We start from the raw sequence: 25,666 nt of genomic DNA on the forward strand, positions 1-25,666 counted from the left end.
CGGCCGGTAGCGGGGGCCGGACGCAGAGGTGTGCGCGAAGCGTGCGGGTTACCGCGCCCGCGCCCGGTGCGCATTGCGGTTAACCGCACAAATCGAGGTCTGAGCCTCAGCTCATCAAGGCCCTGGCCGCCCTCGTCACGAGGGCTCGGTCGGTGGTGAGCACGAAGTCGTACAGACCCTCGGTGTGGCGGCCGGGATCGACCTCGCGGGCGGTGAGTGCGGCGGCTCGATCGGCGGTGAGCACGATGACGTCCCACTCCGCCGCCAGCGCCTCGTCGGGGCCGATCACGTGGGACTGCGCCTCGTCGGGAAGACCGGTCGGGGGGCCGACCGTGAAGACCGCGAGCAGGCATCCGCTGTCGATGAGCCGTCGGTAGCGACGGGCGGTGGCGGGCGTGACGTTGGAGGTGTGCTGGAAGGTCGCCAGCACGAGGGCGCTGTCGCCGCTGGCCACGGCTTGCTCCTCGAGGAAGGTGCTGACCTGCACGAGCAGGGCCCGGTTGGCGCGCCGGGGCTCGACCGCCGCGCCGACGATGTCGAAGGGGGTCTCGGGCGACGGGGGCGCAGACCGTGTGGACCGGGCCAGGCGTGCGCGGAAGTCGCCCCCGACGTCGAGGCCGGGTTCCGCCACGCTCGGCGACGTCGCCGGCGCCGCCGTCCTGTCCCGCGCGGCCTCCGCGGGTCGTGGCCTGCCGTAGTGCCAGCCCTGGCCCAGCGTCGCCCCCAGCGCCTGCGCCATCACCTCGTGCTGCTCGTTCTCGATCCCCTCGGCCAGCACGAGGGCGCCCGAATGCGCCACGTGATCGGCGATCGCGGTCATGATCCTCGCCGCATTGCGGTCGGGTTCCTGCCTGATGAGACCCATGTCTAGTTTGATCACGTCGGGCGCGATCAGGGGCAGCAGCGCGAGGGTCGCCGGCTGTGCCCCGAGGTCGTCGACGGCGATCGCGTGGCCGAGCTCGCGCAGCCGGCCGATGGCGGCGAGCAGACGACGGATGTCGCGCCCGAGTGCCCGCTCGGTGATCTCGACCGTGAGGGGCGGCCCGACCGTGAGACCCCGGGGGAGCACCGTGCGCCAGAGGGTCGACGGTTCGACGTTCACGAACAGCTCGTGTGGCCGGCGGGCCCCCATCCGGGCCGCGGAGTCGACCGCCAGCCCGATGCACTCGGCATCGACGTCGTCGACGGAACCGTCGGAGTAGGCCCGACGGAACGCGATGTCGGGGGCGACCGCGCCGGCCGCATCGGCGAACCGGGAGAGCGCCTCGTGCGCCACCACCTTCTTCGTGGCGATGTCGACGATCGGCTGGAACTCGGTTGCGACGAGGACGATGTCGTCAATTGGCGCCATGCTTGATTATCGGGCCTCCAGCCCCTCTCCGTTCCCACGCGCCGGCGACTCGACGCCCTGCGGGCCGCCCGGTAAGACGAAAGGCGCACCCCGGGAAGCCCCGGAGTGCGCCTTGCGACGAACGCGATCGCGAACGCGAACGTGAACGACCGCGAACTACGACGACTTGATGAACGCGAGCAGGTCGGGGTTCAGCACATCGGCGTGGGTGGTGAGCATGCCGTGCGGGTAGCCCTCGTAGATCTTGAGGGTCGAGTTGCTGAGCAACTCGTGCTGCTTGAGCGACGCATCCTTGTAGGGCACGATCTGGTCGTCGTCGCCCTGGGTGACGAGCACCGGAACGGTGATGGCCTTGAGGTCGTCGGTCTGGTCGGTCTCGGAGAACGCCTTGATGCCCTCGTAGTGCGCCAGCGCGCTGCCCGTCATGCCCTGGCGCCACCAGTTGCGGATCACCGGGTCGGAGACCTTGGCTCCGGGCCGGTTGAACCCGTAGAACGGGCCGGATGCGACATCCTGATAGAACTCGGCACGGTTGGCGGCGAGAGCGCTGCGGAATCCGTCGAAGACCGAGATGGGCGTTCCGTCGGGGTTGGCGTCGGTCTGCACCATGAGAGGCGGCACCGACGACACGAGGATCGCCTTGGCCACGCGCCCCTGCGGCTCGCCGTACTGGGCGACGTAGCGCGCGACCTGGCCGCCACCCGTGGAGTGACCGATGTGGATGGCGTTGTGCAGGTCGAGGTGCTCGACCACGGCGGAGGCGTCGCTCGCGTAGTGGTCCATGTCGTGGCCGGTGCCGATCTGCGACGACCGCCCGTGGCCGCGTCGGTCGCTCGCGATCACCCGGTAGCCCTGGGCGAGGAAGAACAGCAGCTGCGCGTCCCAGTCGTCGGACGACAGCGGCCACCCGTGATGGAACATGATGGGCTGGGCGTCGGTGCTGCCCCAGTCTTTGTAGTAGATCTCTGCGCCGTCGTCTGTGGTCACAAATGGCATGGTCGACCTCCGTGTTCACGTCGAACGAGGCCAGGCCTCGGAACGACTGTTGGCTATTCCCGCGCCTCGGTGGGGGGCGAGTGGCTCAACCGTAACGCCGCCACGATGCCCTGAGGGGCGGGGTTCGCGATGTTCCGACACCTGTTCAATCAGGCGCGGTTCTGCCCCGTCTCGTCGCCTGCATTTCCCGACCGTTCGTCGATGTTCAGACCGACGAGGCGCTCGGAGACCTCCCAGAGCCGGCGAGCGTCGGCCATGCTGCGCAGCGGCTGCCAGAATTCCTGCTCGGTGGGCGGGCCGCCCGCCGTGCGCTTGGGGCCGAAGAACTGGTCGCCGCGCGACGCGGGGCCGGTCGCGGCCAGCAGAGCGGGCAGGGCAGCGCTCTGAACGGTTCCGGCGATGCCGACCCTCGAGAGCAGGCCGATGAGACGGCGCTCCGGCGGCACCCGGTCGCGACCCATGCCGGGCTGCGCGGCCAGCAGGTTGGTGGGCGAGATGCCGGGGTGGGCGAGGTTGCTGCTGACACCCCAGTCGCCCGCACGGCTGCGGGCGTCGAGTTCGCGGGCGAACAGGCCCACGGCGATCTTCGAGGCGCCGTACGACGTCATGACGTCGTAGTCGGTGTCGGCGTTCAGGTCGTTCCAGTTCAACGCGCCCCGGCGGGCGGCGACGCTGGTCTGGTGGGTGACGCGTGCCCGGCCCTCGCGCAGCAGCGGCAGCAGGCCGAGGGTGAGCGCGAAATGACCGAGGTGGTTGGTGCCCCACTGCAATTCGAAGCCGTCGGCCGTCACCTGCCGGTGCGGCGGGCGCATGACCCCGGCGTTGTTGACCAGGATGTGGATGGGCCGGCCCTCCGACGCGAGGTCGGTGGCGAGTGCGGCCACCGACTCCAGCGACGAGAGGTCGAGCGCCCGCGTGCTAACGGTGGCGCCGGGAACGTCGTCACGGATGCGCCGGGCCGCGGCCTCGCCCTTCGCCGCCGTGCGCACCGGCATGATCACCTCGGCTCCTGCCTCGGCCAGTCGGGTGGCGATGACCGTGCCGATGCCGTCGCTGGCGCCCGTGACGACGGCGAGCCTTCCGTGCAGATCGGGGATGATGAGGTCGGGGGTGCGGGGCATGAGGATCCTTCGTCGAGGTCGGTGATGCACACATCCTCGAACGGGCGCGTGGCGGCATCCAGGGCCTGTCGATCCACGGCTGCGGAAGCCGCGGTCGCTCTACGACGAACTCAGACTCTTCGAGAGCTCTTCGAAAAGCTCAGAGCGCGATCGACTCCGCGCCGATGACCGCGAGCAGTTGCAGCTTCGCGGCGCTCTCGCTGCCGGGCTCGGCCGTGTAGACCAGCAGGCGGTGCGACTGATCGGGGTCGAGGAGTGTCTGGCAGCTGAGGTCGATGCTCCCGACCGACGGATGCGCGAACCGCTTGACGTCGGGCGGCCGGATGCCCACCTCGTGCGCGTTCCAGACGCGGCGGAAGTCGTCGTCGTCGAGCAGCAGTGCGACGAGCTCCGCGGCCCGTGACGCCGGCCCGCGCAGGGCGACGAGTTCGCGCAGACCCGAGGCGTAGAGCCGGGAGAGTTGCCGGCGCTCGTCGTCGGAGTAGGACTCTCGCGCCGCGGGGTCGGTGAACCAGCGGTAGCCGATGCTGCGGCCGGGGCCGGTGCGCTTCGTCGCGTCGCCGGTGAGGGCGACGCCGAGCGGGCTCTGGCGCAGGGTCTCCCCGAGCTCGGTGATGATCTCGGCCGGGGTGTCGTCGAGTCGGTCGAGGATGCGCAGGAGCCCGGGACTGACGTGCTCACTGGTGGTGCCCCGCGCCGGCGGGCGATGCCCGGCCAGCCGGAAGACGTGGTCTCGTTCGTCGAGCGTCAGGTGCAGGCCCTGGGCGATCGACGCGATCATCTGCTCGGAGGGGTGCGGGCCGGTGGCCCGCTCGAGCCGGGCGTAGTAGTCGGTGGACATGTGGCAGAGCGCGGCCACCTCTTCGCGCCGCAGGCCGTGGGTTCGCCGGCGCTCGCCGCGCGCGAGTCCGACGTCTTCGGGCTGCAGCGCTTCGCGGCGGTGGCGGAGGAATGCGGCGAGGCCTTCGCGATCGAGCACGGCGTGCTCCTTCCTGATGGGGTCGGGCTTCGTTTGTACCGCGTCGGGGCCGCGGCATCCACGGCCCGTCGATCCACCCCTCCGGCGAGGCGCAGGTCAGGCGACCTCGGGGAGCACGGTGTCGAGCCAGTCGAAGACCGCGGCATCCCAGACCCTCTGGCCGAGGCCGCCGCAGTGGCCGCCGGCACCGCTCTCGGCAGAGAGCGAAATGCGGGTGGTGGGGGCCGTCAGCGCGGCGGCCAGGGCGTCAGCGCCGCCGCCGGCGGCGAGCGGGTCGCCCTCGCACTCGACCAGCAGGGTGGGGCAGGTGATCTGGCCGGCGACCGGGGTCATGTCGAACGTGCGCAACGTGGCGAAGTACTCGGCCACGTCGGTGAGACCGTGCGTGGCCATGCGCGCCCCGAAGAACTCGCGCTTCTCGGCGCTCAGCCGCATCTCGAGGTCGATGGTGGGTGCGGCGATGCGCTCGGCGATCCCGTCGGGGAGGTGCGAGCCCAGGTTCGGGTCGGGCGGATCGCAGACCAGGGCGGCGATGCGGTGCTCGAAGGCGGCCGCGCGCGGTGCGAGGTAGCCGGCGAACGAGCGCCCGAAGAGCACGAGTCTCTCGACGTCGACGGTCGGCCGGGTGTGCAGCCAGTCGACCACGGGGGTGAGCACCGCTTCGAAGTCGGGTCGCATGAAGAGGTGTTCGCGGTAGAGCGCGCGGCCTTGGCCGGGACCGTCGAAGGTGACGACGTTGTAGCCGCGCTCCAGGGCGCCGATCACGTAGGCCAGGCCGTCTTCGGCCGTCGAGTCGTAGCCGTCGGGCGAGATGACGGTCGGGCGGGGCCGGGTGGCGGCATCCGGAGCGAAGAACCAGCCGTGCAGGGTCGTGCCGTCGTAGGGGATCTCGACGGCCTCGGCTCTCGCCGCGCGCAGGTGCGGTGCCGCCGCTTGGAAGGTGCGCACGTGATCGGCGTAGGCGTCGAGCACGCGCGGGTCGTCGATGTCGTGCCGGATGAAGAAGAACGCCTGCCGGTAGTACTCCGCGGCGCGCAGGTAGGCCCCGGAGGTGGTCGCCGAGTGGCCGGCGGCGTCTGCGGCCGCCGCCGCGGCATCCACTCGTCGGGCGAGGGCCAGCCAGCCGGTGTGCCAGCTGTCGGGGGTGGCGCGGGCGCCGATGGAGCGGGCTGCCGAAAAGGCCTCGCCGAGGTCGGAAGCGCCGGCGTAGACGGCCGCGAGCGTTCGGGCGAACTGGTCGTCGAACAGGTGGTCGTGAAAGAAGATCGTCGGCGTCGTCGCCATCGGATGCCTCGTCTCAGGGTGTGGGGGTTGAGGTGGGGTGGAGGTGCCGGTGGGGATGCCGGCGCCTGCGGCTGCGGCGACCGCTTCGCGGTGCACGCGCGCCGAGTAGGACTCGAGACCTGACAGTAGCAAGGGGCCTCGAGCTCCGGTCGCAGCCGCCGCGGTCTGGCGCACCCTCGATGAACAATCGTCGATCAGAGGGGTCTGGCGCGGCGAAGCACTTCGTTGATTGCGCCTTAAGGTGGTCACGATGGGCAGCACGATCGTGATGATGATTCTCGGCGTTCTCACGTGCACGTCTGGTGCGCTGATCGTCGCCTTCCGCACGCGATTGACGAACTGGCAAAACGGCATGAACCGCGAGTTCGGGTGGAACCCGCGGGGGAGACAACAGGTCGTCAGCGTCGGCGGGATGACCGTCATCGGGTGCATAGGAATGGTCTGCGGTGCCGTTCTGGTGACCAACGCGTTCATCCGGATTCTCGGCTAGCGCGAGTAGGCGAGGCAAGGCGTCGAGCGGGAGCTATGATTCGAGGCCGCCGCGCGAGCCGATTTCTTTCGCAAGTGCGGGCGGATGGCACAGGATGGAGTGATGGTCTCCTCTTTCAACATCTGGCATCTCGTCATCATCCTCGTGGGAATCGCGGCCTTCGTGCTCTTCATCGCGGCGCTGGTGAGCATCGCGCGGGCACCGCGCGCGTCCACGGGCGAGAAGGTGATCTGGATCGTGGTGGTGCTGATCCTTCCGCTGCTGGGGTCGATCGTGTGGTTCGCGGTCGGGCGGCGGTTCGCCACGGCCGGAGACCCGCCGGCCCCGGTCTGACGCCGACCGGAGGTGGGAGCCGCGGCACGGGTTCGACGAGTTCTGTGACCTTTCGCCGTTCCGGGACATCTCATGAGTGAGGGGGTGTTCATGGGGCGAACGGATGCGCGTGACGCGGCGCTGCTCGACTCGGCCCTTGTCGATGCGGCGGGGTCGGGCGACGACCGGGCACTGTCGGCGCTTTACGACCGGCATTCTCCGGCGGTCGCCCGATACGCGTGGGCGCTCGCCGAGAACCGGCACGACGCCGAGGAACTCCTGCAGGACACGTTCGTGACGCTCTGGCGCAGCGCTCGCCGCATCCGGCTCGTCGACAGCTCGGTGTTGCCGTGGCTGCTGGTGACCTGCCGCAACCACGCTCTCAATCAGCGGCGCAAAAGCAGCCGTCACCGGTCTGTGCCGCTGCCCGACGACCTCGGCGCGATCGACCACTCCGACGCCGCCGAGCAGCTGCGGTGGGTGATGGCGGAGATCGGATGCCTCGACCCCGTCGATCGGCAGGTCTGCCAGTTGTGCCTGATCGAGGGCCGGCCCTACGACGAGGTCGCGGCCACCCTCGGAACGAGCGTCGGCGCCGTGAAGCAGCGGGTGGCCCGAGCCCGCGCCCGACTCCGCAAGGTGGTGATCGACGATGAGAACTGACCCCCCTGAGGGCGACGACCTCACGACCATGCTCGTCGCGGTGAAGGGCCGCGTGCTGAAGCAAGCCTCCGCGACCCGCCAGAAGCGGCGCCGATTCGGGCTCGCCGGCTTGCTGCTCGGCGGGGCTGCGATCCTGGTCATCGGCGGCGCCGGAGCCGCGGTCGCCACGGGCTACGTGACCGGGGTGTTCCACACCATCCCGCACTCGACGAACCGGCCGTCCGATCCGCCCCTGCCCGCCGACTACGACCAGAGCACCAACAACCAGCTGCAGCCCGGCGAGGCGTCGCTCGGGCAACTCTGGGCGCTCGCCAACTCCGAGTTCGACGGCACTGCCAGCGGCGGAAGCAACCTCGGTGCCGGTCTCACCGATTTCGCCGCGGCGATCACGGCCCGCTGCTATCCACTGCTCGACGAGACGGAGGTCGCCGAGCTCGAACAGCTGCAGGCGGCCTATAAGGCCGGCGGCGACGACGTGGCCGACCAGGCGCGCGCCTACTTCGTGCGCGCGACCGAGCTGTGCATGTGATGCGAGCTGTGCATGTGATGAGGGAATGGGGACGCGACGAGGGGCACAGCCCCTGACGAGGCGCGCATCGGGGGCGCGCGAGCTAGAGCAGTCGCAGTTTCTTCACGATCGCGTCGACCGCCGCCCGCGGGCCGACCAGGCTGAGCGCGCAGACCGCGAGGTCGGCCGGATCGGTGGCCGCGAGCTCGCGGAGGTAGTCGTCGTAGACCCGGGTGGTCTGCGCGCTGAGGGGCATGTCCGCCATCCAGACGCCCGGGGCCGCGACCGCTTTCGCGTGCACGGTCGCGAGCCTCTCGGCCGAGGCTCCGAGCACGGTGCAGCCCGCCCAGGGGAGTCCCGGATGCTCGTGGCCGGCGGCATCCGCACCGCTCGGTCCTTCTAGTCCTGCGATCGCGAGCCCCGTGGCCGACGCGACGCAGGCGACGGCGTTCACCGTGCGCCCCGGCTCCAGCGCGGTGTCGACGACGACGACCCACTTGAGGCGGGCGTCCCGGGTCGACTCACCGGTGCGGATCTCGTCGGGCGAGTAGCCGGGAACATCGGTATCGGTGCCCGGGTCAGGGACACGGTCTGGGTCGGTGTCGGTCATGCGCTTCCTGTCTGTTCGGAGGTCGAGCAGAATGATAAGCACTGATTCGACGTTGGTTCAAACCATCCGTACTTCGTGCGGCAGAGAGGGCGATATCGCGATGCTCGACGAACTTGATACGGCGATCCTGCGCCAATTGCAGGCCGACGCACGGCGCACCAATCGTGATGTCGCGGCGGCGGTCGGCGTCTCTCCGACCACGGCGCTCGATCGCACCCGTGCCCTGCGCGCGCGGGGCGTCATCCGCGGTGCCCGTCTCGACGTCGACCTGCCGGCCATCGGTCGCCCGGTGCAGGCGCTCATCGCCGTGCGCATCCGGCCGCCGTCGCGGCGCAACATCGAGGCGTTCCGCAACTGGGTGAGCGAGCTGCCCGACACCCTCGGCGTGTTCGTGACGTCGGGGTCGGAGGACTTTCTCATCCACGTCGCCGTGCCCGACAACGAGAGCCTCTACGCCTTCGTGATCGACCGGCTCACCGAGCGCCCCGAGGTGGCCGACGTGCGCACATCCGTCGTCTACGAGCACCTGCGCAACGACCGCATCGCGCCCGCGTGAGGGGACCCGACCTTTGCTCCGGCGGCCCGCTCAGACCGGCGGCGCGGGGTCGTACTGGATGCCGCGGCGCACCTCGACGGCGCGCTCGCGCCCGGCGAGCCGATCGACGAGATGCAGCGCCATGTCGATGCCCGCAGACACGCCCGACGCGGTGATGACATCGCCGTCGTCGACGAACCGCGCGTCGGGCCGCAGCTCGATGCTCGGGTCGAGCTCGGCGAGCAGATCGACCGACTGCCAGTGCGTCGTGGCCGGCCGACGGTTCAGGATGCCGGCCGCTGCGAGCACGAGGGCGCCGGTGCACACGCTCGTGATCAGGGGCACGGTCTCGCGCTGGCCGCGCAGCCAGTCGAGCTCGGCTGCATCCTCGAGTCTCGGCCGCGTGCCCTGACCGCCCGGGTAGATGAGCACGTCGAGCGGGGGAGCGTCGGTGAGCGTGGTGTCGGGCAGCACGCGCAGGCCTTTGGCGCAGCGCACCGGGTCGAGCGAGTCGGCGAGCATGCGCACCTCGTAGCCGTCTTCGGGGTGTTTCAGGGTCCAGAAGGAGAGCACTTCCCACGGACCGAAGGCGTCGAGTTCTTCGACGTTCTCGAACAACAGGATGCCGATCGTCTTCACAGTCATGCCAGCAACGTTAGGCCCTCGCCGATTTGAGTGGTGACCGCTCGATGGGCTACAGTAAACAGTCGGCTCGGGCTTCGGTGCGGGCCATTGGGGTATGGTGTAATTGGCAACACGGCTGATTCTGGTTCAGTTGTTCTTGGTTCGAGTCCAGGTACCCCAGCCAGATAGTTCTTATTCGAACCAACAGCGCGAGTGAACCAGTTATTCGGCTCAGTAGCCCCTTCGGCAATTACGTCAAAGGGGCTTTGTTGTTTACGTTGGCCCGTAATGCCCACGGTGCGCTGAACTGATCGAACTGCATAATTTGCTTCGGTGCGCTCTCCCGAGATGACCAGTAGTTCCTGCAGCGTTTCCTCTGGGTCATCAATGACTTCGATGTTCAAACGCTCAAAGAACGCTCCGATCAAGTCTCTTCGCACGTTGTCTGGGGCCTGAGCGTAGAGCTTGCCGGGGTCTCGAAGGAGTTCTAGGTAAGCGGTCGCCTTCTCGGCGCCGTAAGTTAGCCGTTTTTCGGTCTGGGCTAACTTCTCGTTTATGGCACCTCTCTGCAGTTGAGTCTGTTCCAGTCTTTGTTTGAGGATAGGAATATCAACCGTGCCATCGGCGGCAAGGTCGACCAGGCGTGATTCCTGCGCTGTCAGCTTGTCGAGCTGTTTGTGAAGACTCGCTTTCGCTGCTTTATCGGCCTCAAGGAGATCGTCGATCGCGCTTGCAATGAGGTCTTGGATTTCGTCCACCTCGGGAGTACTTAGCTGTTCCGCTGCCATCCTTTCTGCGACAGCAGCCTCGACCAACTCCACGCGGATGAAGCCAACCGGGCACACATTGCGCTGACGCCCCGTGCACACAAAATATTCATATGTACCGCCGTTGCCCGTGTGCTGGGTGAAGATCATTCGGCTGTTCCGGCCGGCTGCCTTGCAGGCGGCGCAGTAGATAAGGCCTTTGAGATAGTGGAAGTGGGTGCGGTCTCGGTCACCCTGCCGGTGGCGCTGGTCGAGTACCGCCTGGACTTCCAAGAACAGCTGCTTAGAGATGAGAGGCTGGTGGCGACCGCCGTGCAGCTTTCCCTTATACCGAATGATTCCCGTGTAATACGGGTCACGCAGCATCTGTGCCAGCCGACTCTTGGAGAGCGCTGCAGCCGGTCGCTGCCTAGATGGACGGGTCGTGAGCCCGTGCTCTTCGAGAAGAGCACACAACTGCGCAATCGAGTAGTTGCCGGTGGCGTATTGTTCGAATGCCCATGTGACCAGTGGAGCTCGATGCTTGTCCACTTCAATGGTGTTGACGAGGTTGCCGTTGAAGTCCTTCCGAGCGTTGAGGTAGCCGATCTTGGCGCGTCCGACGCTGCCGCCTTGAGCGACCTTGTGTGCCATCTTGACGGCGATGTCCTCCCCACTTTGACGGACTTGGACCTCGTTCATGATGTCGGTAATGGCTTCCATCGCGTCGCCCATATAGCCATCACCGAACTGCTCTTTGGCGGAGACAAGGCGAACACCTTTTGCGAGCAGTTCGCGCTTTGTGACGGCTGCATCGGTGAAGTTGCGGAACACCCGCGAGCGCATATAGATGATGACGTGGCTGACTTCGGGGTGCTGGTCTACGTACTCTAAGAGACGGCGAAATTCCGCTCGTTTGGCGATCGTCTGGGCGGACTGACCGGGCTCTACGAACTCGGCCACGATTGAAGCGCCAAGCTCGAGAGCCTTGGCCTGTACCCATTCCCGCTGGGTGGCGATGCTGTTGCCATCCTCGTCGACATCCGCTGCGGTCTGTAGTTGTCGCACTGTTGACACGCGAAGGTAGACGACGGCGCGAGCAACCGTAAATTCAGTGTCCGGTCCTTCCACCACAGCGTCTGTTGCGAGATGCTCCAGGCCGTCGATGGGAGTGATCTGTATCTCTCTGGCTTCGGGTGCTTCTATGGTCGTCGTTGTTGCGACTGAATTGTTGATGATTCCCCCTGCCATAATTTCGGGTGCAAGGGACTGCGCGATAAGTTGGGGACCCGGATCTAGTCCTTCGTCGCTTGTCATCGATGCAGTGGGCGGAATTATGTACTGGGTCATTACTAGATCCTCCTTTCTAGAGTGGCGGCCCGTGGGCTGAAACGAGGGCCAGATGGGCCTCCTGAAAATAGCTCAGAAGGTGTGTTCAGTCGAGGTAAAGCTGGCCAAATCTGGGTCGTCGTTGTTGTTAACACGACAACGACCCCGAGGCACGTGGTTGGTGTGGTTTTTACAACGGATTTCGCCATCTCGCCCCTAGTTCGCCGCCGCTGGTTCGGACGAAAGCGCCCCAGAAAGCCGATCCGGAGTGGAGATGAGGAATAGGTCATTCCGCATTGAAGAGTCTGCCGAGAGCGCCTGACGAAGCCTTTGGCGGCGTCTCTCGTCGCCGAGCAGCCACACCACTTGAGGGAAGACACCTGTCTTGGCTTGTTCGATGCCGCTGTCGTAGTACTGCTGGTAGCTCCTGCACTTGTCGATCAGCCGATGAATTGGTTCTGTGCCGAGATCTACTTCCCAGAAGTGAAACAACTCCTCATCTCCGATCGCGGAGACTGTCGTGAGATCTGGTTTGAGCGTCAGCAATCGACCACTCCGACCTGTGAACTTTCGCCAGTTGTGTGGTTCGGGCTGTACATCGAGAAGTTCAAGCTCTCCGGCGCGAGCGTGTTGCTCGAGAAGAACCCTGAGATCGGCGATCGCGAGGGTGTGGCTCAAAAACATTAGCGTCGGCTCGAAGCTTCGTGAGCGGCCCGCCGGCTGGTCGGGGCTTCCTGATCGAAGCAGTCGGTCACCGGCCGGCCCGACGCTCCACACAGTGGATGTTGAGCCGCCGCCTGTGCCGCCGACCGAGCGCGGGAGGCGCGTGATGAATCGGTGAGACTCCAACCGCGTGAGTACTCGAGTGCATGCTCGGATGCCTGAGACGTAGCTAGCGTGGAGGGCGAAATGAAGTTCGTAGACATGCCTGGTCGTGAGGAACTTGAAAGCCCGGATGCTGCGAATGATGGCAAGATCTCTCTCGTTGGCGTGTTCCCGAAGTCTCGTCAATCCCATGCGGCCACTGGTGCTCATGACACTGGACTCCCGGCTCGGGAGACCGAAGGCACGTACACCCTGGAGAGGGTGTTAGTCGTATCCCTAGAAGGGGCATGACCGTTGGTTTTGGGGGGATTGAGCATGGTTGAGGACGGGCCGATCGGGTGGGCGACCGGCGGAGTGTTCTGAGGGATCTTTTCGGAGTCTCGTCGAGTCATGAGCGACGCCTCCGTCGTCCGATCGGTGCTTCAGTGACTGGCCTCGTTGCCGTCGGTCGACTCGTCGTTCGGCTTCCGCCGAAGCGCGCCAGAGAGTGAGCGACAAGCTCGGCCGGGTCGTTCACGCGTGGTCGCGGCGGCAGCGTCTCGGTCGAGAACCATCCAGTACTCCTGCCCCCGCTCATGAGATCGACGTAGGCGTTGTATGGCGGTAGCGCTTTGAAGTCCTCGGCGGTGAGCTCAGGTATGACGCCGGCCAGTAGTTTGGCGTCTGCGGGACTCGGAGCCATCACCACCTTGCTCCGGGCATTGGCGTCTAGAGCGTCGAGAGTCTCCCGGTTCATCTGACTCCGATGCTGGTGCGCGACGTGGACTGAGACGCCGAGCGAACGCGCGCGAGCCAAGAAATCGGCTAAGTCTGCGCCGCTCGATCGCACGAAGACCTGCGCCTCATCGATGAAGATGCTGACCGGGCGACGCCGTTCCTTAGGTTGGGATGCACGTGCCAGGGTGAGGTTCCAGAGAAGCGATACGAGCATGCCGCCTACGAGGGCGGCGCTCGATTCACCGAGCAGGCCGGCATTCATCGGAGCGAGCAGGATTCGCTGCTCGCCGTTGAACAGGTCCGAGAGCGTGAAGCGAGGATCAGGCTGATCGAGGGTGCGTCGAAGCCCGGGGCGCAGCAGAAACTGATTCACGCGTGATAGTGCCGGCGCGATCGCTTGAGCGCGCTGTGCATCGCTCAACGAGTCGAAGCCGCGCCAGTACTCCTGTAGGAACGGATCAAGCGAACGCGTGGCATCACGCCGGAATTCGAAGTCGGTCAGCAAGCGAGGGAGATCAACCAGTGTTGAGTCTGGTCTGTGAGCCAGGGTGATGAGAGCGGCGTGCATGACCTCGCTCACCCGCGGCCCGAACGCATCCGGGAACAAGTCCTTCATGATGGCCAGAACGCCGTCGGCGACGAGTTCGGGCCGGATCCCCGGAACGGAGAACGGGTTTAGACCGACAGGTTCAGGTTCGCCCTCCGCGCCCGGATCGAGGACCACGACTTTGTCCCAGTGTTCGCGGGGCAGCACCGATTCGATGTCAGTAGCAAGATCGTTCTTGGCATCCAATACGATCACCGTTTGCCCCTCGTCTATCGAGCCCAGGATGAGAGTCTCGAGCACGTTGGACTTTCCCGCGCCGGTTGCGCCGGTGATGTGGGCATGGAACTTGGAGTCTTCAACTGAGAGGCCGATGTCGCGCTTAGCGCCTGGGGCGGTAGTTGTGGCGAAAGTCCTTTCAGTGGTCATCTTGGAGGCCCGAAGCAACAACTGCTTCGGGTGGGGCGGGGGCATACCTGGGAGCTCGACCGCGTCAAGTGGCCACCCCAAGAGCGCGAGCGTCTCGGAGACCGCGAAAGGGATCCATCCGCTTCGAGGGCGCCTCTCGAGCGCACCTTGGCCACCGACAAACCCCAACCTCGTACCCGCGCTCTCTACGGTACGGAAGGCGGCGAGGAGACCCTGGAGAAGGGTACGTCGTCGTCCTACGGAGTTGGCGCATACGACGACACGGACTGCTAGACGGAGGCTTGGCTCACTCTGCTTTGTTCGAAGCCGAGACAGGATGTCCCCGCTAGCGGGCTGGGTTCCTCTCAGCAGCCTCTGCATAAGAGGCTGTGTCGGATCCGCGGGGCGCAGTGTCAGCGAACCTCCTCTGCTCTGCCCAATCACGACCTGCAGGCGGATCCGCTCGCCTCTAAAATGGGCTTGCGCCAGCGCAGCGAGAACGGCGCGTGAACTGTCGGCCGGTTGCGCGATCACCAGTGGAAGCTCTTTCCCTTTCATGGACAGACGTACCGAGACGTTGTCGGGGGAGCCCGGGAGTTGGGTGTCAGCTTCGAGAACGAGTCCAGGAACCAGGTTGGTTAGGAGATCGCTCAGGCTGCGAACTTGGCTGGCCTCAGTTCCGACGAAGTGCTCTACCTGGCCGTCGGCAGCCCGAGCTTCAAAGACGATGTTTTCGCGGCGCCGATCACTGGCTACGCTCCGTATGAAGCGAAGTGCGACGGAGCTCTCCAGCGGGACAGGCCAATGCACTTGTTGCCAGATCATCCGGCCGACGCTATTCATGGTCACCTCCCTCCGGGGGCAAAGCCCGTTGTTGGTCGTGGGCGGCCTGTGCGTCGGCCTCGGCCTTAGCTTCGCCCAGTGCCAGGATGGCTCGTGATAGCTTGTGCGCGTCAACGGTTGGTCGTCGAGAGCCATAGGCGACTACACGGCGATCACGCCGTGTCGCTCGTCGCTGCTTCTTTTCTGCCCCACCTTTCATCGCATTCTCCTCAGCACGATGAGCAGACCTGGTCTGCTCGACTCGCCATTTGAATCTGTGCTGCCTTTACTTGTGAACGATCTGGCCTTCTGAGTCAAGGCTGAAATTTGCGATCGGTGGAGCGATCGGGTGGGCACCACCTCGAGTGGAGCGGAGGTGATAAACGGAGGGGTCCGAAGGACGACTTGAGCGCCGGTTACCAGCGGTCGCGACGGGAGCGGATCCAGAAGCAGGTCACGACCACCGCGCCAATGAGCCCAGCGGCCAGGAGCAACCACCCCCAAACTGCGGCCAGGACTTGGCTGAGGAGCCAGATCGCGATAACTCCGAAGATGACGAGCCAGACGATGCTCCACAGCCGGCTGATCAGGGGTGGTTTCGATTCGGGCATTTCTTATTCCTTTCATCAGCGAGTTCCCTCTTCCTTGGTGAAGTCGGATGGCACGGGCCATCCGGGGATGGTGATGGTGCTTTCTACCTCGTCGCCCCATACGTCGTCCCATTCAGGACGGTGCTGGCGGGCGAAGAGTTCCAGACGCGGTGACGGAGATATCGCGGTGATCAGCTCATATGCCGCCCCTGGCTTATCCGAATGTGCGCCTACAGGCGCGTTGAGCCACGTCGGCGTCGAGTGGTTTCCGAGCTCGAGCTTCCCCTTGGTGGCGAAGAGGAGATGCTCGGTGGAGTTGCGGAGGCTGTACCTGCCAGAAAGCCCCAGGCGGAATTTCACCCATGTCAGTGGTGATCTCACGGTCAGGCCGGCCGCCTCGAGAATCTCGTACGACTCCTTCAAGTATCGATTCGTCGTCCAGAACCAGACGTGACATCCGGTGGGGTCGACGAGGTCTTTCAATGGGAAGCGGCGGAGTCGGTCGAGGGGTTCTGTGTTGTAGTGCTTGTCCCCGCCTTGGCCGGGCCATGGAAAGTCGAGCAAGATCGTCCTCCAGGTGTCTTGTTGGTGTGTTTCGGTCATTTGGGGGAGTCCCTCCTTCTGGTTTCCGCGCTTCGTGGGGAGCGAGTTGCTCCGGGAAACACTCGTAGTGAAAACGATGTGAAGATGTGGGTCGATCCGCCGATCGTTTGCGGTGGGGCTCGATCGGCGGATCGACCAGACGGGTGCCCAAAGGGGCTCTCGCCGGGTTTCTGGCGGTGCGGAAGGCCGTTGTGCGAGCGTTGTGGTTTTTGCCACACTGAGCGCCCCCGTGCGCCATTCAGGACGGTCTGGTTAGGCGGGGTTGCCCGGCGAAAGTGGTGGGATCGACGGGTACGTTCGGCTCTCATGTTGAGGTGACAGCCGCCGACCTCGTCGAGTTGCCGTCAGCGAGCGGTGGAGCGCTGCCGCTAGGGCGCCAGGAGGATCGTCGTGGCTGATTCTCGTGATGCTGATGTTGTCCGCCGCGAGATCGAACGGCGGTGCGGCGCGTAAGACCACGGCATGAACCTGCCCAGGGAACTGAGCGAGTCGATTGAAGATCGCTGAGGGGTCGGCGTCTGTGAGCGCGAAGTCGGAGAAGATGGTCAAACGCCGAACGTGATCTGCATAACGAGCCGCAAGCCGCTCCGCTGTGAAAAGCGATGGAGAAAGCTCGCTTGTCCCGTACGCGCCCAACGGAACTCGTAGCGAGCTCATCAGTCGTCCGAGCCTTCCGTTCAACGGTACGACGCCGCTATCCGCGATTGATGGTTGGTCAAAGTGCACCACCGCGGCCTTTGACCGCTTCGTAGTCGACCAGCGACTCACCAGCTGCAAGGCCATGGCTGCTTCGTTGAATCGGTTGCCAATTGGGTCGGTGCCGCCGACACCGGTTACCGAACCCGAGTGGTCGAACACCATTACGTCGAGGCTGGGATCGATGGGATCGAGACCCGGCCAACCTAGATGGATCGTCGATTCGTTTGGCGCGATCGAGAGCGCTGGCTCTGGAAGTATGCCAGCAGATTGAAGGCCAGCTGGTTGAAGGTGAACGCTCACTGGGGGCCTCCTGCGCGGTTGATGCGGCCGATGGGTGGCTCGGAGGCGGCGCCATGCCCGACAACGCCGGGGGAGCGGCGAAGGATCCCGTACATGAGGGAGCGAATTCGCTTCATGGCCGCTTCTCCGCGCTGATCGTGCTCTCTGACGATCGACTCGGCTTCGGCGAGGCGCTTTGCTTGGTCGCGTAGCGTTCCTGCGCCGGCAAGCCGCTGGTGTCGAGCGAGTTCCTTCTCGTAGGCGTGCTCTGCGTTGTCGATCTGGTCGGCAATCTCGTCGGCGTAGGCGTATGACTCGAGGAAGGAGCCGGCCGCAACCGCGGCGGCGATCCCTCCGTAGATGAGGCCTGTCATGGCGCCCTCAAGCTCTGCCCTGCCGGCGAAGATCGCTGAGGCGATGAGCAGCCCTGCTGCGGTCGAGACTCCGACGACTGCCTTGATGACCTTGGCGCCCTTGTCGGTCCCGCTGAAGAGGTGCATAAATCGCTTCTGAGTGTCGGTGAGAAGGCCGATGTCGAACTGACGGCGTCGTGTGTCTCGGAGGACCCGAATCTCGGATCCAATCAGGCCAGAGATCACGGCGGCAGTTGCAGCAGAGATTGACATGAGCCCTGCCAGCACGGGGTAGTCCCCGATGTTGATGCCGAGAAGTGTCACCCCGACGGCGTCACCGAGTACCAGTGCGCCCTTCGCGCAGACGTGAAGTGCCTTGCCGCCGTGCGCGCGGCGGCGAAATGGCGATAGCGCTTCGGTCGTGGTGAGGTATCGATCGCGCGCGGCGTCCACGACCTGTTCGTGTCCGGCAGCGAGATGATCTGCTCCCTCGGCTGCCCGCATGAGTCCGGCTGCCGCGAGTTCCGCGGGTCGAGACGCTTCGATTCCCGCTGCGGCCCACAGCGGTCCCTGCTCGGCTTCTAGCTGGTCGTACTCGTTCTCGACCCATGTCTTGGACACGGATTCGGGACGGGGCACTGCTGCCGCCTCGTCAACTCGCTGAAGGCTGATCTGCTCCGCAGCCATTGTGTGCTCAATGACCGAGTCAGTGGTCGCCAGCCCGGTCACCTGGGCGATCTTGGTGAGGGGGTTCACGCTGCTCACCGTCCACCCGTGTAGTCGGTTGCGATGGTCACCGTCGTTGCACCAGTGCGGGCCAAAAGGGCTTCATAGAACGCCCTGACGGCGTCGGTATGGGAAGAAGGCAGCTGACTTGTGCCCGAGACCCTGCCCACTCCGAAGATCGACACGGATGCGCCCGCGAGGTCCGGTACCGGGATGCTTCCCACGTAGGACTGTGCCTGCGGTGTGGTCAGCCCCGGGTCGTCAAGCGGTGCCGAATGGTTGTCAAGACCATCTGTGAGCAGGACCAAGCTCAGCGAATGCGTGGGCCCGTTGACGTTGATCTGGTCGATGAACTCGCGCCCAGCCTGAAGCGAGGAAACGACGTCGGTGCCGTTGGAGGACAGCTTCGCCAGGGCATCTGGATAAGCGTCCTCGATCGCGTCGACGACTTCCTGGGCGCGCTTCGCGGCTGAGCGAAGCTGGGCAGTCTCCGTCGCTCCGATTGGATCGAAGGAGACGGACGCGACGGTGATCGAGTCCGTGAGACTTGCGCCGAAGATGTCGAAGCGGAAGGTGCCGCCACAGATGGCGGCGGCTAAGGCCTTATCTCTAGCAACCGCGATGTATTGCTCGCGGAGTGCGTCTGACTGTGCAGTCGCGCTGCCGTCAGCACGAACCAACGTCGCCGGTTTGTGGGTCGGCTCGCACGAGGCCGCCAGCCCCTGGAGTTCAGCGAGGTTGCCCCCTGGTGGAACGGTCGAACATGCGTTGAGGGTGGTTGCCGCGGTAAGGCAGAGGCCCATGGCGATGGTGGTTACTAGTGTTGAACGCATCTCGCGTCCTTTCATGATTGCTAGAGCTAGGAGTGATGTGTGGTACTGCGGGATAGGTGGTGGTTCGGTTGCCGCCGAACCACCACCGCACACGAAAAGGTCTCTCGCCCGCTTAGATCCCTCTCGAGCGGTGGATCGCGGCCAACTCGGCACGCACCTCGCGAATGAGCAAACGGTTTCGCTGCAGCGCCAACTTGTGGCGAAGCAGCAGGAGCCGAGAAGGCAGTTCTTCGGCGTCTGCCTGGAGGAACGTCGCGTATGGGTCGGTCTCGTATGGGTCGGTCTCGTTCAAACGACTATCGACCGGATTGAAGGCTGGATCGGGACGGTAGCTGATCATTGGGCGGTTCTCCTCTAGTGGGCTTGATGGTCGGTTGATTTGATCCCCGTTGAGGGGTACTTCGACGCTATTGAGCAGGAGCGGGCCCCGAATAGACCCTGACTGTCGGAGTGACCGGCTGCTTGGCTGACCTGACTGAAATGTGACTGGGCTGAATGACGGATCCGCTTCTCGACGTAAAAGTGCCCCTCTCGATCTGCGAGAGGGGCGTGTGGGGATTGGTGGAATTGTGAGTGTTCGCGTTTAGTAGATTCCGAGTCCCGTAATGTCTCCGAACCGGTATTGTTCGGGTGACCGCAGCAGAGCGCCGATCGCGCTTGCGCGCTCTCTGTCATTGAGCTGAAGTGCACTCTGGTAGAACTCAGCCGTGATAGAGACGGGCACATCTCGTAGCGGTGAACTGACACGCACCGGGAGTCCAATCCGATCGACACGGCCTTGTCGCCAAGTCGACGGGAACAACTCGTCCTGTGGCGCATATCCGGCGGACTTTCGCCAAGCGTTCCATTCGCCAATGATCAGTGCGACGCACAGCATGTATACCGAGTAGTCGCGCAACGTCAGCTTGCTTCCGAGCCCGGACAATAGCCAAAACTGCAGCCAGTCCGTTGGGAACTCAAGCTTGGCCGTCGTCAATTCGTCATGCTCCGGTAGCTCACCCAAAGCCGCAGAGAGATTTAGTTTTCCAGGGACTTCTGTGCCGCGATCGGTGCAGATGAGTTCCCAAGAAAGCTCGTAGAACTCATAAAACCGAAGCGCCGCGTTTTGAGCATGAGAATATTGCATGATTGGCCTCCGTATCGGTTAGACCAATCCCCGCGTTATTACGACACATCGTCGGCAAAGTGTAAATAGCTCGGTGTTGAGATTCTGTTTGCTTATAGGGGTCAAGTGAGCGTTGTGGAATTTTCATCAGCTTGGAATCAAGGTGATTACACTGACAGGCTCGTTGCCCATGCATGCGAGCGATCCCATGTCTGACGCCGATCCGCTCAAGGAAGTTGAGCTCCAGATTCAGCGCGTTTTCGCTGGTGTGATCAACCAGGGAGCTCGGCCCCGGATGCATGACGCTGTGGACGCGGCACTCAAAGAATGTGTCGCGGTTGTCACGGAATTTGAAAGGTTAACGGGAGGCACCCTCAGCACCATTGAGACCTTCAAACTGAGCCACCTGATTGCATTTTCACTCGACGCGGCTGACGCCAAGTCAGCTCCGCATTCAACCGATATCCAGAGATCGAAAGATCGTGCGGTACGAGAATGCATTCGCGGTTATCTTTACCTCAAGCGAAACGATCCAATGGGCGACGGACGACCTGACGACGAGCCGCGCGAAAGCCCTGTCACTCGCGGCGTGGGTTCCAGTGACCTCAACCTGATTACTCAAATCGTGGAGGACCTTCCAACTCAAGATAAGCAGGCGCTGCTCCACTCAGCTAGGGCGCGAAGGAGTTGGGCGATGACGCGCTACGCGCGCGCACTCGGCTCCAGTTCTCGAGAGACTCGAGGGCCAGGTGGCTTTTCAAGCCTGCGCAACAGGTGCGCTCTGGAACTATCAAGCGCGATCAGTGCCCTTCTTCGCCCGGAGAGCTCTCAGATTCGTCTACAATTCCTCGAACTCTACGCGCCGGAATTGGCTGGTTCCGAGAGGAGCAGCGACCATTTTCCGTCTGGAAACGGGATCGCGCAAAGGTTATTGAAGTTGTCAAAACAGTTCGCCAACGACATTGATCCTCGAATCAACTGGGTTGATGACGGATCAGCGTCGCATACGACTGAGTCTCGAGCGATCGTAGGTCGCACCGCAGAGGAGACGTTGCGACGATATCTCGCGCGTGACTCAAAACCCGGTTGGTTGCTAGTTTCGGGTCCTTCAGGAGCGGGCAAGAGCAGTCTGTTGTGGTCGACTTACTCGAGGGAAACAGAGCACGGTTCCGCGTGCTTCTTTATACCTGCGTCGAGTCTTCTCGCAAGCGACGGCTCCTCACCGATCGTGCAATTCGATGATCTCATCCGCGGCATCGAAGACGCTGCCAATCGACGGAAGATCGTCGTCTTGATAGATGCAGCTGACGCCGTAGTTCACATCGACGAGGTGCGCAGTGATCTCTCGGTTCTAATCGAACGGGTAATCGAGTGCCAGGGTCACATTATTCTCAGCTGCCGGCCTGACGCCGTTGGGGCGTTCACCATCGATGGCCGAGAACGAGTAGAACTGGGTCCATTCGATGACCAGGAGGTTGAACAGCTGGCAATTGCGGGTGGTGTTGGGGGACGCCTCGCTTCCCTCATATTCAATGAGCTATCTCCACGAACCTTCTGGCGCCTGCCTCTGAACTACTCACTGATCCGCGACCTAATGGATGGTCCCGGTGCGAAGGATCTCTCTTTCAAGAAAGGCGAGGTTGAGGTCTTCCGGATTCTCTGGCAGTTGCGAGTCGAGTCTGATCGTCGCGCACATTGGCCTCGGACGAGCTCGAGCGCAAACCTCGCCGAGCTTGCCAATTCAGTTGCAATCGTGATGTTGTCACACGACAGGACCGACATGAATTTTGATGCGCTAGTGCGTCACGTCGCGACCAAAGCCGGAGGAGAGGACCGCGCGAAAGCGGGGCTGCAAGATCTCGTAAGCCGAGGTATTCTGCAACTGGGCAGCTCCAGGCGAGTAGGTTTTTTTCATCAGAGCTTCTTGGAGTACGTGGCCGCAGGGGCCATTCTCGCCCGAGGTCGAGACGAGATTGCTGGGGTCGCAAAATTAGTCTGCGCCGCCTCGGCTCGAAGTTTGCAGAACTCGGTTTTCGAAGCGATGTTTCTGATCCTCTATGAAGAGGACCGTCGGAATCCGATTCTGGCCGATGTCGTTGACAGGTTGTTGGAGGCTGAGGGGCAAGCCGCCCAGTCGAGCCTCGTCGCGCTCTGGGTAGCGAGGCCAGAGCTCTTGCAAGATGATCCTCTGAACGTTCTGCGACTAGGCGATAGACGCCAACGTCAAGACGCCGGCGCGCGGCTTGGGATGGCCCAGATAGGACCAGCCGTAGTTTCGGCCCTACTTCGAGAGATCCTCTCGCGTGACGATACCTACTTTTCAGATCGACAACACATATCCACTGAACTATGCGAGCTCCTCAGCACCTGGGCGGCAAGCGAGTCGTCTGAAGTACTGAAGCTGATGGCGCGCCCGGAAGTTGATGTCTACATTCGACCAGGCGGTGACAAGTTCGTAGGGGGATCAGCGTGGCAAGGGCTGTTGTCTCGACTGGCCGACGCAAGTCCGACCTGGTTTCGCGGCGTAGTACACGAGTGGGTAGATGCCGGAGCGGACGGCGAAAAAATAGATCGTCACATGACCGACGACCCCTGGGAGCATCGAGCTGAATTGATTCGTCGGAACTACTCGATTCTGGGAATTGGCGTGCTTAGGCATTGGATGAGGGTGATTACTGACGGCCCAGGGGATCTTCCGTTTTCTGCCGCCCAGGTCGTGCCACGGGTCTGGCTGTCTCTCGCTACGCCCGGGACCGCGTCGATCGAGGTTTCCACGCGCAAGGCGCCGGGTCGAAAAGTAGACCAGCTACAGCGAGCCATCGTCCTTCTCGCCCTTTCGGATCCTCTGTGGCGTGATTATGCGCGAGAGTTCGTTGACGCTAATTTTCACTTATTCTTTCCGGCTCCCACGGACGAGCGAGACTCGATCTTCCGAGTGCTGTGGGAGCTCGGCGAGCAGAGTGGTGGGAACTTCCACAGGCGTGTGGTCCAGGGAATGATTGCGACGGCTTACGCAAATCAGGCGTTCGTTACCTGGCGCGACGAGTACACGATCAGATCAGCCGCCGTGTCCTTCTTTCTAGACGCAGTGCCGGACCAAGCGCGCGATATCCCCGAGCCATGGTTAGAAACCGGACTGCTTTCCTATCTTCCCGAAGCGGTAGCTGTAGGTGTGCCTGGTGCGCTAAGCGCCCTTGAGCTAATTGCGAATGGTGAGTTATATCTGCCATCCGTAGACGGATTGCTTGACCTTTTGCAAGCAACCTCCGGGCGAACGCAAGACCAGATCGTCCATGCGATTGCGCGGTCCGTCGAGATCGGTACCGGACGGTCAATTCTCAGAAAACTGCAGGCGGGTAGCACCGAGGTTAACGATTCTCGGCCCACTAAACTGATGGCAGAGCTGCAAGCTCGGGCCGCCCGAATCAAGATCAACTTGATGGACGATTTCGTGAAGTCGAACATCGTAGTGCGTGCCGCTGCGGCAGAGAACTTGGTACTCCTTGTTGGGACGGGATTAATTTCAGTCGCTTCGAGCGAAGTCACCGCTCTTGCCGAGGCTGAAACAGATCCGAAAGTCCTTTGCTGGATCATCGATCTTGTCCCTGTGGCATTGCGCAACGAACCTGCATCGTCGGGTGAGTTTAAACGCCTACTTAAGACGTTCGCCGAGCACAGGGCTGCGGGGCCCGCGCGCTTTGTTCTCTCGGTCGAGTGCGATCTGTTCTCTCCGGCGGGGCGCAGGTTCGTTGAGTCGTGGCGCGTTGCTCAGTTATCATCGATAATGACCGAACGGCCCCAAGTCGAACGGTGGTCGGAAGTCTTAGATCTCTTGGCGCCGGCTCCTTCGGAGGCTGTTCCAACAATGCGCCCAACCACTTTATTTATGGTGCATGAGCTGAGCATATTTTGGGATTGGCTCGGGCGTTGCGTGCCAGAGAGTTCGGCCGATCGGGTCCAAGATTCGTTCTTCGCGTCGATTTCGAGTTTGAAGCTTGGATTCGCGAATGTTCTTGTGCCTGGCTATGAGCGGTACATAGATCTATTAGCTCGGCTCCTCGATGGCGAGGAATTGGTCGAACGATTTGTCGGACAGGTGCTTTCGCTCGATGCAACAGGGCGAAAGGAGCTGGTCGCGTCGATGTGCGATGACGCGAGGAGCGTCGTGGTCTGTAGAGAAGCGTTAGGAGCGTTGGCGCTACATCCTGGGACTGACAAACAAACACGTTTGGAGGTCACACGCGCATTGAGTCATCGCCGACCAGCTCCAGTGACAGGACGCTCAAGTATCGAGTGGATGTCCCGGCGCACGGTCCAACATTCCAAGGGCTGCTCAGTGTGTGGGATGGTCTAGCGCTGCTGGCGGAAATGAAATAGGTGAAGCAATAGGTTGGTCTGTTGACCTGCCCTATTGCTCCACCAAGTTAATGTAGTCGTTAGCTACCTTCAGGCTGAGACGACTCGGATATCGGTCACTTCGTCGGAGGACCTAAAGTCAAGCAGCGCGAACAAAGCCGCGTCGACGTAACTATTGAGTTCCGTCTCCATGTCATGCCAACCCAGACGATCAGCAATCCGGACCTCGACGCGAAACCTGGACGTTCGTAAGACCAGCTCGGCCAGCTCCTTGGGCACGTTGCCACTTCGACCCAGAAGGACCACGTCGCCCACGAGCTCATCGACTTCGCGGAACATTCGATCGTGCAGCCACCAGATCGCCGTTGCGCGACGATTGACCGGGAGTCGCCGGATCTTCCCTTCTTCATTGGCGTAGATCAGTAGCTTGGCTTCTTCGAGTCGAACGGGTTCGATGTATCCTCCTACGGCAGCCTGGTAGGAACTCAGACCTTCAAAGTTCTGCTCGTACATCGCGCTTGATTCGTCGTGAGGGATCACGATTCCGATTGGCATGACTTCACTCCTTCATGGGGGTTATCTCCAGCTGGATAGCGGGAGAACGACGCCCACGAAGGCGAGGGATGTCAGCGCCGAAGCGGCTTCCGAGAACTCACGGTTCTCAGGAAGCGCTCCGCCGCATTGATGGCTACTCACCCTCCTTCTTGCTGCCTCGGGCCGCGGGGGCCGGACGGCCCCCGACCGCTGGAGTTGATCCGAAGATCGATTCGATGGCGGTCCGTCGGACGGCCGCGTCTCGCTCGATTTCGGCGCGGACCGCATCGGCGCGCTTCTGAACCTGTTGATCCGACTTACTCTGATCAACCCATCGCTCCAGTGCGAGCCTCACCTCCTCGGTGACGCTGCGGTCGTTGACCTGTGCGAGCACATCGAGCTGGGCACGTAGGTCGTCGGTCATGCGAACGGACATGGGGCGAATGGTGCTGCCGGCATCCAAGCCGGAGGGTGGTAGCGATATGAGGTCACTCATGTGACCCACCTCCTCGGTTGCGTGCGACCGGCGAACCTTTTGGTTCTCCTGTGGAAGTCGCATGGCAACGAGGAGATGCCGGAGCTGCGCTCAACGGCCGCTCTGAGTTAAGCGCGGTCTGAGTGCGCGGTCAATCCGCCGATCGCCAGAACCGAAGCTGGCTCATGCCGTCAATACGACAATTCTTCCGCCATCTGTTTCGCGAACGGACCGACCGAAAGGCGAAAC

Annotated in this window: 24 protein-coding genes, 1 tRNA gene and 1 pseudogene; 7 read left to right on the plus strand and 19 right to left on the minus strand. The window is 63.2% G+C overall.

The annotated features are described in order from the left end of the window. Nucleotides 1–106: 106 nt before the first annotated feature. The 5 genes from N1032_RS14940 to N1032_RS14960 form a co-directional block, all read right to left on the minus strand. On the minus strand, nt 107–1,351 hold the full coding sequence (locus N1032_RS14940; protein WP_259539947.1) for a sensor domain-containing phosphodiesterase: 1,245 nt from the start codon (nt 1,349–1,351) through the stop codon (nt 107–109). Between the two features lie 156 nt (nt 1,352–1,507). Next, nucleotides 1,508–2,347 (minus strand): alpha/beta fold hydrolase, encoded by an 840-nt coding sequence (locus N1032_RS14945; protein WP_259539948.1) that lies wholly within the window; start codon nt 2,345–2,347, stop codon nt 1,508–1,510. 149 nt (nt 2,348–2,496) lie between these two features. After that, nucleotides 2,497–3,468, minus strand: a complete 972-nt coding sequence (locus N1032_RS14950) for an SDR family oxidoreductase (RefSeq protein WP_259539949.1) — start codon at nt 3,466–3,468, stop codon at nt 2,497–2,499. Between the two features lie 139 nt (nt 3,469–3,607). Further along, entirely contained in the window at nt 3,608–4,447 is an 840-nt protein-coding gene (locus N1032_RS14955) for a helix-turn-helix transcriptional regulator (protein ID WP_259539950.1), read from the minus strand. Nucleotides 4,448–4,543: 96 nt separating this feature from the next. Then, nucleotides 4,544–5,863 carry an alpha/beta hydrolase family protein gene (locus tag N1032_RS14960; protein WP_259539951.1) on the minus strand — a complete coding sequence of 440 codons (1,320 nt, stop codon included), beginning with the start codon at nt 5,861–5,863 and terminating at the stop codon, nt 4,544–4,546. Nucleotides 5,864–5,981: 118 nt separating this feature from the next. Between N1032_RS14960 and N1032_RS14965 the strand changes: the two genes are divergently transcribed. From N1032_RS14965 to N1032_RS14980, 4 genes are all read left to right on the plus strand, one after another. Continuing rightward, nucleotides 5,982–6,221 carry a hypothetical protein gene (locus N1032_RS14965; protein WP_259539952.1) on the plus strand — a complete coding sequence of 80 codons (240 nt, stop codon included), beginning with the start codon at nt 5,982–5,984 and terminating at the stop codon, nt 6,219–6,221. Between the two features lie 102 nt (nt 6,222–6,323). After that, nucleotides 6,324–6,554, plus strand: coding sequence for a PLDc N-terminal domain-containing protein (locus N1032_RS14970; protein ID WP_259539953.1), 231 nt, complete (start codon nt 6,324–6,326; stop codon nt 6,552–6,554). Between the two features lie 72 nt (nt 6,555–6,626). After that, nucleotides 6,627–7,196 carry an RNA polymerase sigma factor gene (locus N1032_RS14975; protein ID WP_259539954.1) on the plus strand — a complete coding sequence of 190 codons (570 nt, stop codon included), beginning with the start codon at nt 6,627–6,629 and terminating at the stop codon, nt 7,194–7,196. After that, a complete protein-coding gene (locus N1032_RS14980; RefSeq protein WP_259539955.1) occupies nt 7,186–7,725 on the plus strand; it encodes a hypothetical protein in 540 nt (179 codons plus the stop codon). The genes N1032_RS14975 and N1032_RS14980 overlap by 11 nt, the downstream gene beginning before the upstream one ends. Nucleotides 7,726–7,807: 82 nt before the next feature. Here N1032_RS14980 and N1032_RS14985 read toward each other — a convergent pair whose 3' ends face one another. Next, nucleotides 7,808–8,314, minus strand: a complete 507-nt coding sequence (locus N1032_RS14985) for a DUF2000 domain-containing protein (protein ID WP_259539956.1) — start codon at nt 8,312–8,314, stop codon at nt 7,808–7,810. 100 nt (nt 8,315–8,414) lie between these two features. Here N1032_RS14985 and N1032_RS14990 point away from each other — a divergent pair, with 100 nt between their 5' ends. Then, complete coding sequence (locus N1032_RS14990; protein WP_259539957.1) at nt 8,415–8,870, plus strand: Lrp/AsnC family transcriptional regulator; 456 nt, start codon at nt 8,415–8,417, stop codon at nt 8,868–8,870. Nucleotides 8,871–8,900: 30 nt separating this feature from the next. On the opposite strand, the gene N1032_RS14995 is transcribed toward N1032_RS14990, so the two are convergent. Next, nucleotides 8,901–9,494, minus strand: coding sequence for a DJ-1/PfpI family protein (locus N1032_RS14995; protein WP_259539958.1), 594 nt, complete (start codon nt 9,492–9,494; stop codon nt 8,901–8,903). An 88-nt stretch (nt 9,495–9,582) separates the two neighbouring features. On the opposite strand from N1032_RS14995, the gene N1032_RS15000 reads away from it, so the two are divergent. After that, nucleotides 9,583–9,657 (plus strand) — tRNA-Gln (locus N1032_RS15000). Nucleotides 9,658–10,318: 661 nt separating this feature from the next. On the opposite strand, the pseudogene N1032_RS28420 reads toward N1032_RS15000, so the two are convergent. From N1032_RS28420 to N1032_RS15050, 10 genes and pseudogenes are all read right to left on the minus strand, one after another. Then, a pseudogene (locus tag N1032_RS28420) lies at nt 10,319–11,569 on the minus strand (recombinase family protein); the annotation flags it as partial. Between the two features lie 195 nt (nt 11,570–11,764). Continuing rightward, on the minus strand, nt 11,765–12,583 hold the full coding sequence (locus N1032_RS15010; protein WP_310795952.1) for a replication-relaxation family protein: 819 nt from the start codon (nt 12,581–12,583) through the stop codon (nt 11,765–11,767). 178 nt (nt 12,584–12,761) lie between these two features. Beyond that, a complete protein-coding gene (locus N1032_RS15015) occupies nt 12,762–14,063 on the minus strand; it encodes a type IV secretory system conjugative DNA transfer family protein (protein ID WP_259539960.1) in 1,302 nt (433 codons plus the stop codon). A gap of 1,217 nt (nt 14,064–15,280) precedes the next feature. After that, complete coding sequence (locus N1032_RS15020) at nt 15,281–15,475, minus strand: hypothetical protein (protein WP_259539961.1); 195 nt, start codon at nt 15,473–15,475, stop codon at nt 15,281–15,283. Between the two features lie 15 nt (nt 15,476–15,490). Beyond that, nucleotides 15,491–16,057 carry an MT-A70 family methyltransferase gene (locus N1032_RS15025; RefSeq protein ID WP_259539962.1) on the minus strand — a complete coding sequence of 189 codons (567 nt, stop codon included), beginning with the start codon at nt 16,055–16,057 and terminating at the stop codon, nt 15,491–15,493. A 252-nt stretch (nt 16,058–16,309) separates the two neighbouring features. Then, nucleotides 16,310–17,056: a hypothetical protein gene (locus tag N1032_RS15030; RefSeq protein ID WP_259539963.1), complete on the minus strand. Its 747-nt coding sequence runs from the start codon at nt 17,054–17,056 to the stop codon at nt 16,310–16,312. Further along, nucleotides 17,053–18,144 (minus strand): hypothetical protein, encoded by a 1,092-nt coding sequence (locus N1032_RS15035; RefSeq protein ID WP_259539964.1) that lies wholly within the window; start codon nt 18,142–18,144, stop codon nt 17,053–17,055. The genes N1032_RS15030 and N1032_RS15035 overlap by 4 nt, the downstream gene beginning before the upstream one ends. Before the next feature lie 5 nt (nt 18,145–18,149). After that, on the minus strand, nt 18,150–18,947 hold the full coding sequence (locus N1032_RS15040; protein ID WP_259539965.1) for a hypothetical protein: 798 nt from the start codon (nt 18,945–18,947) through the stop codon (nt 18,150–18,152). Between the two features lie 112 nt (nt 18,948–19,059). Further along, on the minus strand, nt 19,060–19,287 hold the full coding sequence (locus N1032_RS15045) for a hypothetical protein (RefSeq protein ID WP_259539966.1): 228 nt from the start codon (nt 19,285–19,287) through the stop codon (nt 19,060–19,062). Nucleotides 19,288–19,530: 243 nt separating this feature from the next. Then, complete coding sequence (locus tag N1032_RS15050; RefSeq protein WP_259539967.1) at nt 19,531–20,073, minus strand: hypothetical protein; 543 nt, start codon at nt 20,071–20,073, stop codon at nt 19,531–19,533. Between the two features lie 187 nt (nt 20,074–20,260). On the opposite strand from N1032_RS15050, the gene N1032_RS15055 reads away from it, so the two are divergent. Next, nucleotides 20,261–24,406 carry an NACHT domain-containing protein gene (locus tag N1032_RS15055; protein WP_259539968.1) on the plus strand — a complete coding sequence of 1,382 codons (4,146 nt, stop codon included), beginning with the start codon at nt 20,261–20,263 and terminating at the stop codon, nt 24,404–24,406. 92 nt (nt 24,407–24,498) lie between these two features. On the opposite strand, the gene N1032_RS15060 is transcribed toward N1032_RS15055, so the two are convergent. After that, nucleotides 24,499–24,963 (minus strand): DUF3846 domain-containing protein, encoded by a 465-nt coding sequence (locus N1032_RS15060; protein ID WP_259539969.1) that lies wholly within the window; start codon nt 24,961–24,963, stop codon nt 24,499–24,501. 133 nt (nt 24,964–25,096) lie between these two features. Next, the gene (locus N1032_RS15065; RefSeq protein WP_259539970.1) at nt 25,097–25,438 is read right to left on the minus strand and encodes a ribbon-helix-helix domain-containing protein; all 342 of its coding nucleotides are present in this window, start codon (nt 25,436–25,438) and stop codon (nt 25,097–25,099) included. Nucleotides 25,439–25,666 lie beyond the last annotated feature (228 nt).

Origin of the sequence: Herbiconiux daphne, assembly GCF_024979295.1 — a bacterium.
In the GTDB taxonomy this organism is placed as follows: Bacteria; Actinomycetota; Actinomycetes; order Actinomycetales; family Microbacteriaceae; genus Herbiconiux; species Herbiconiux daphnes.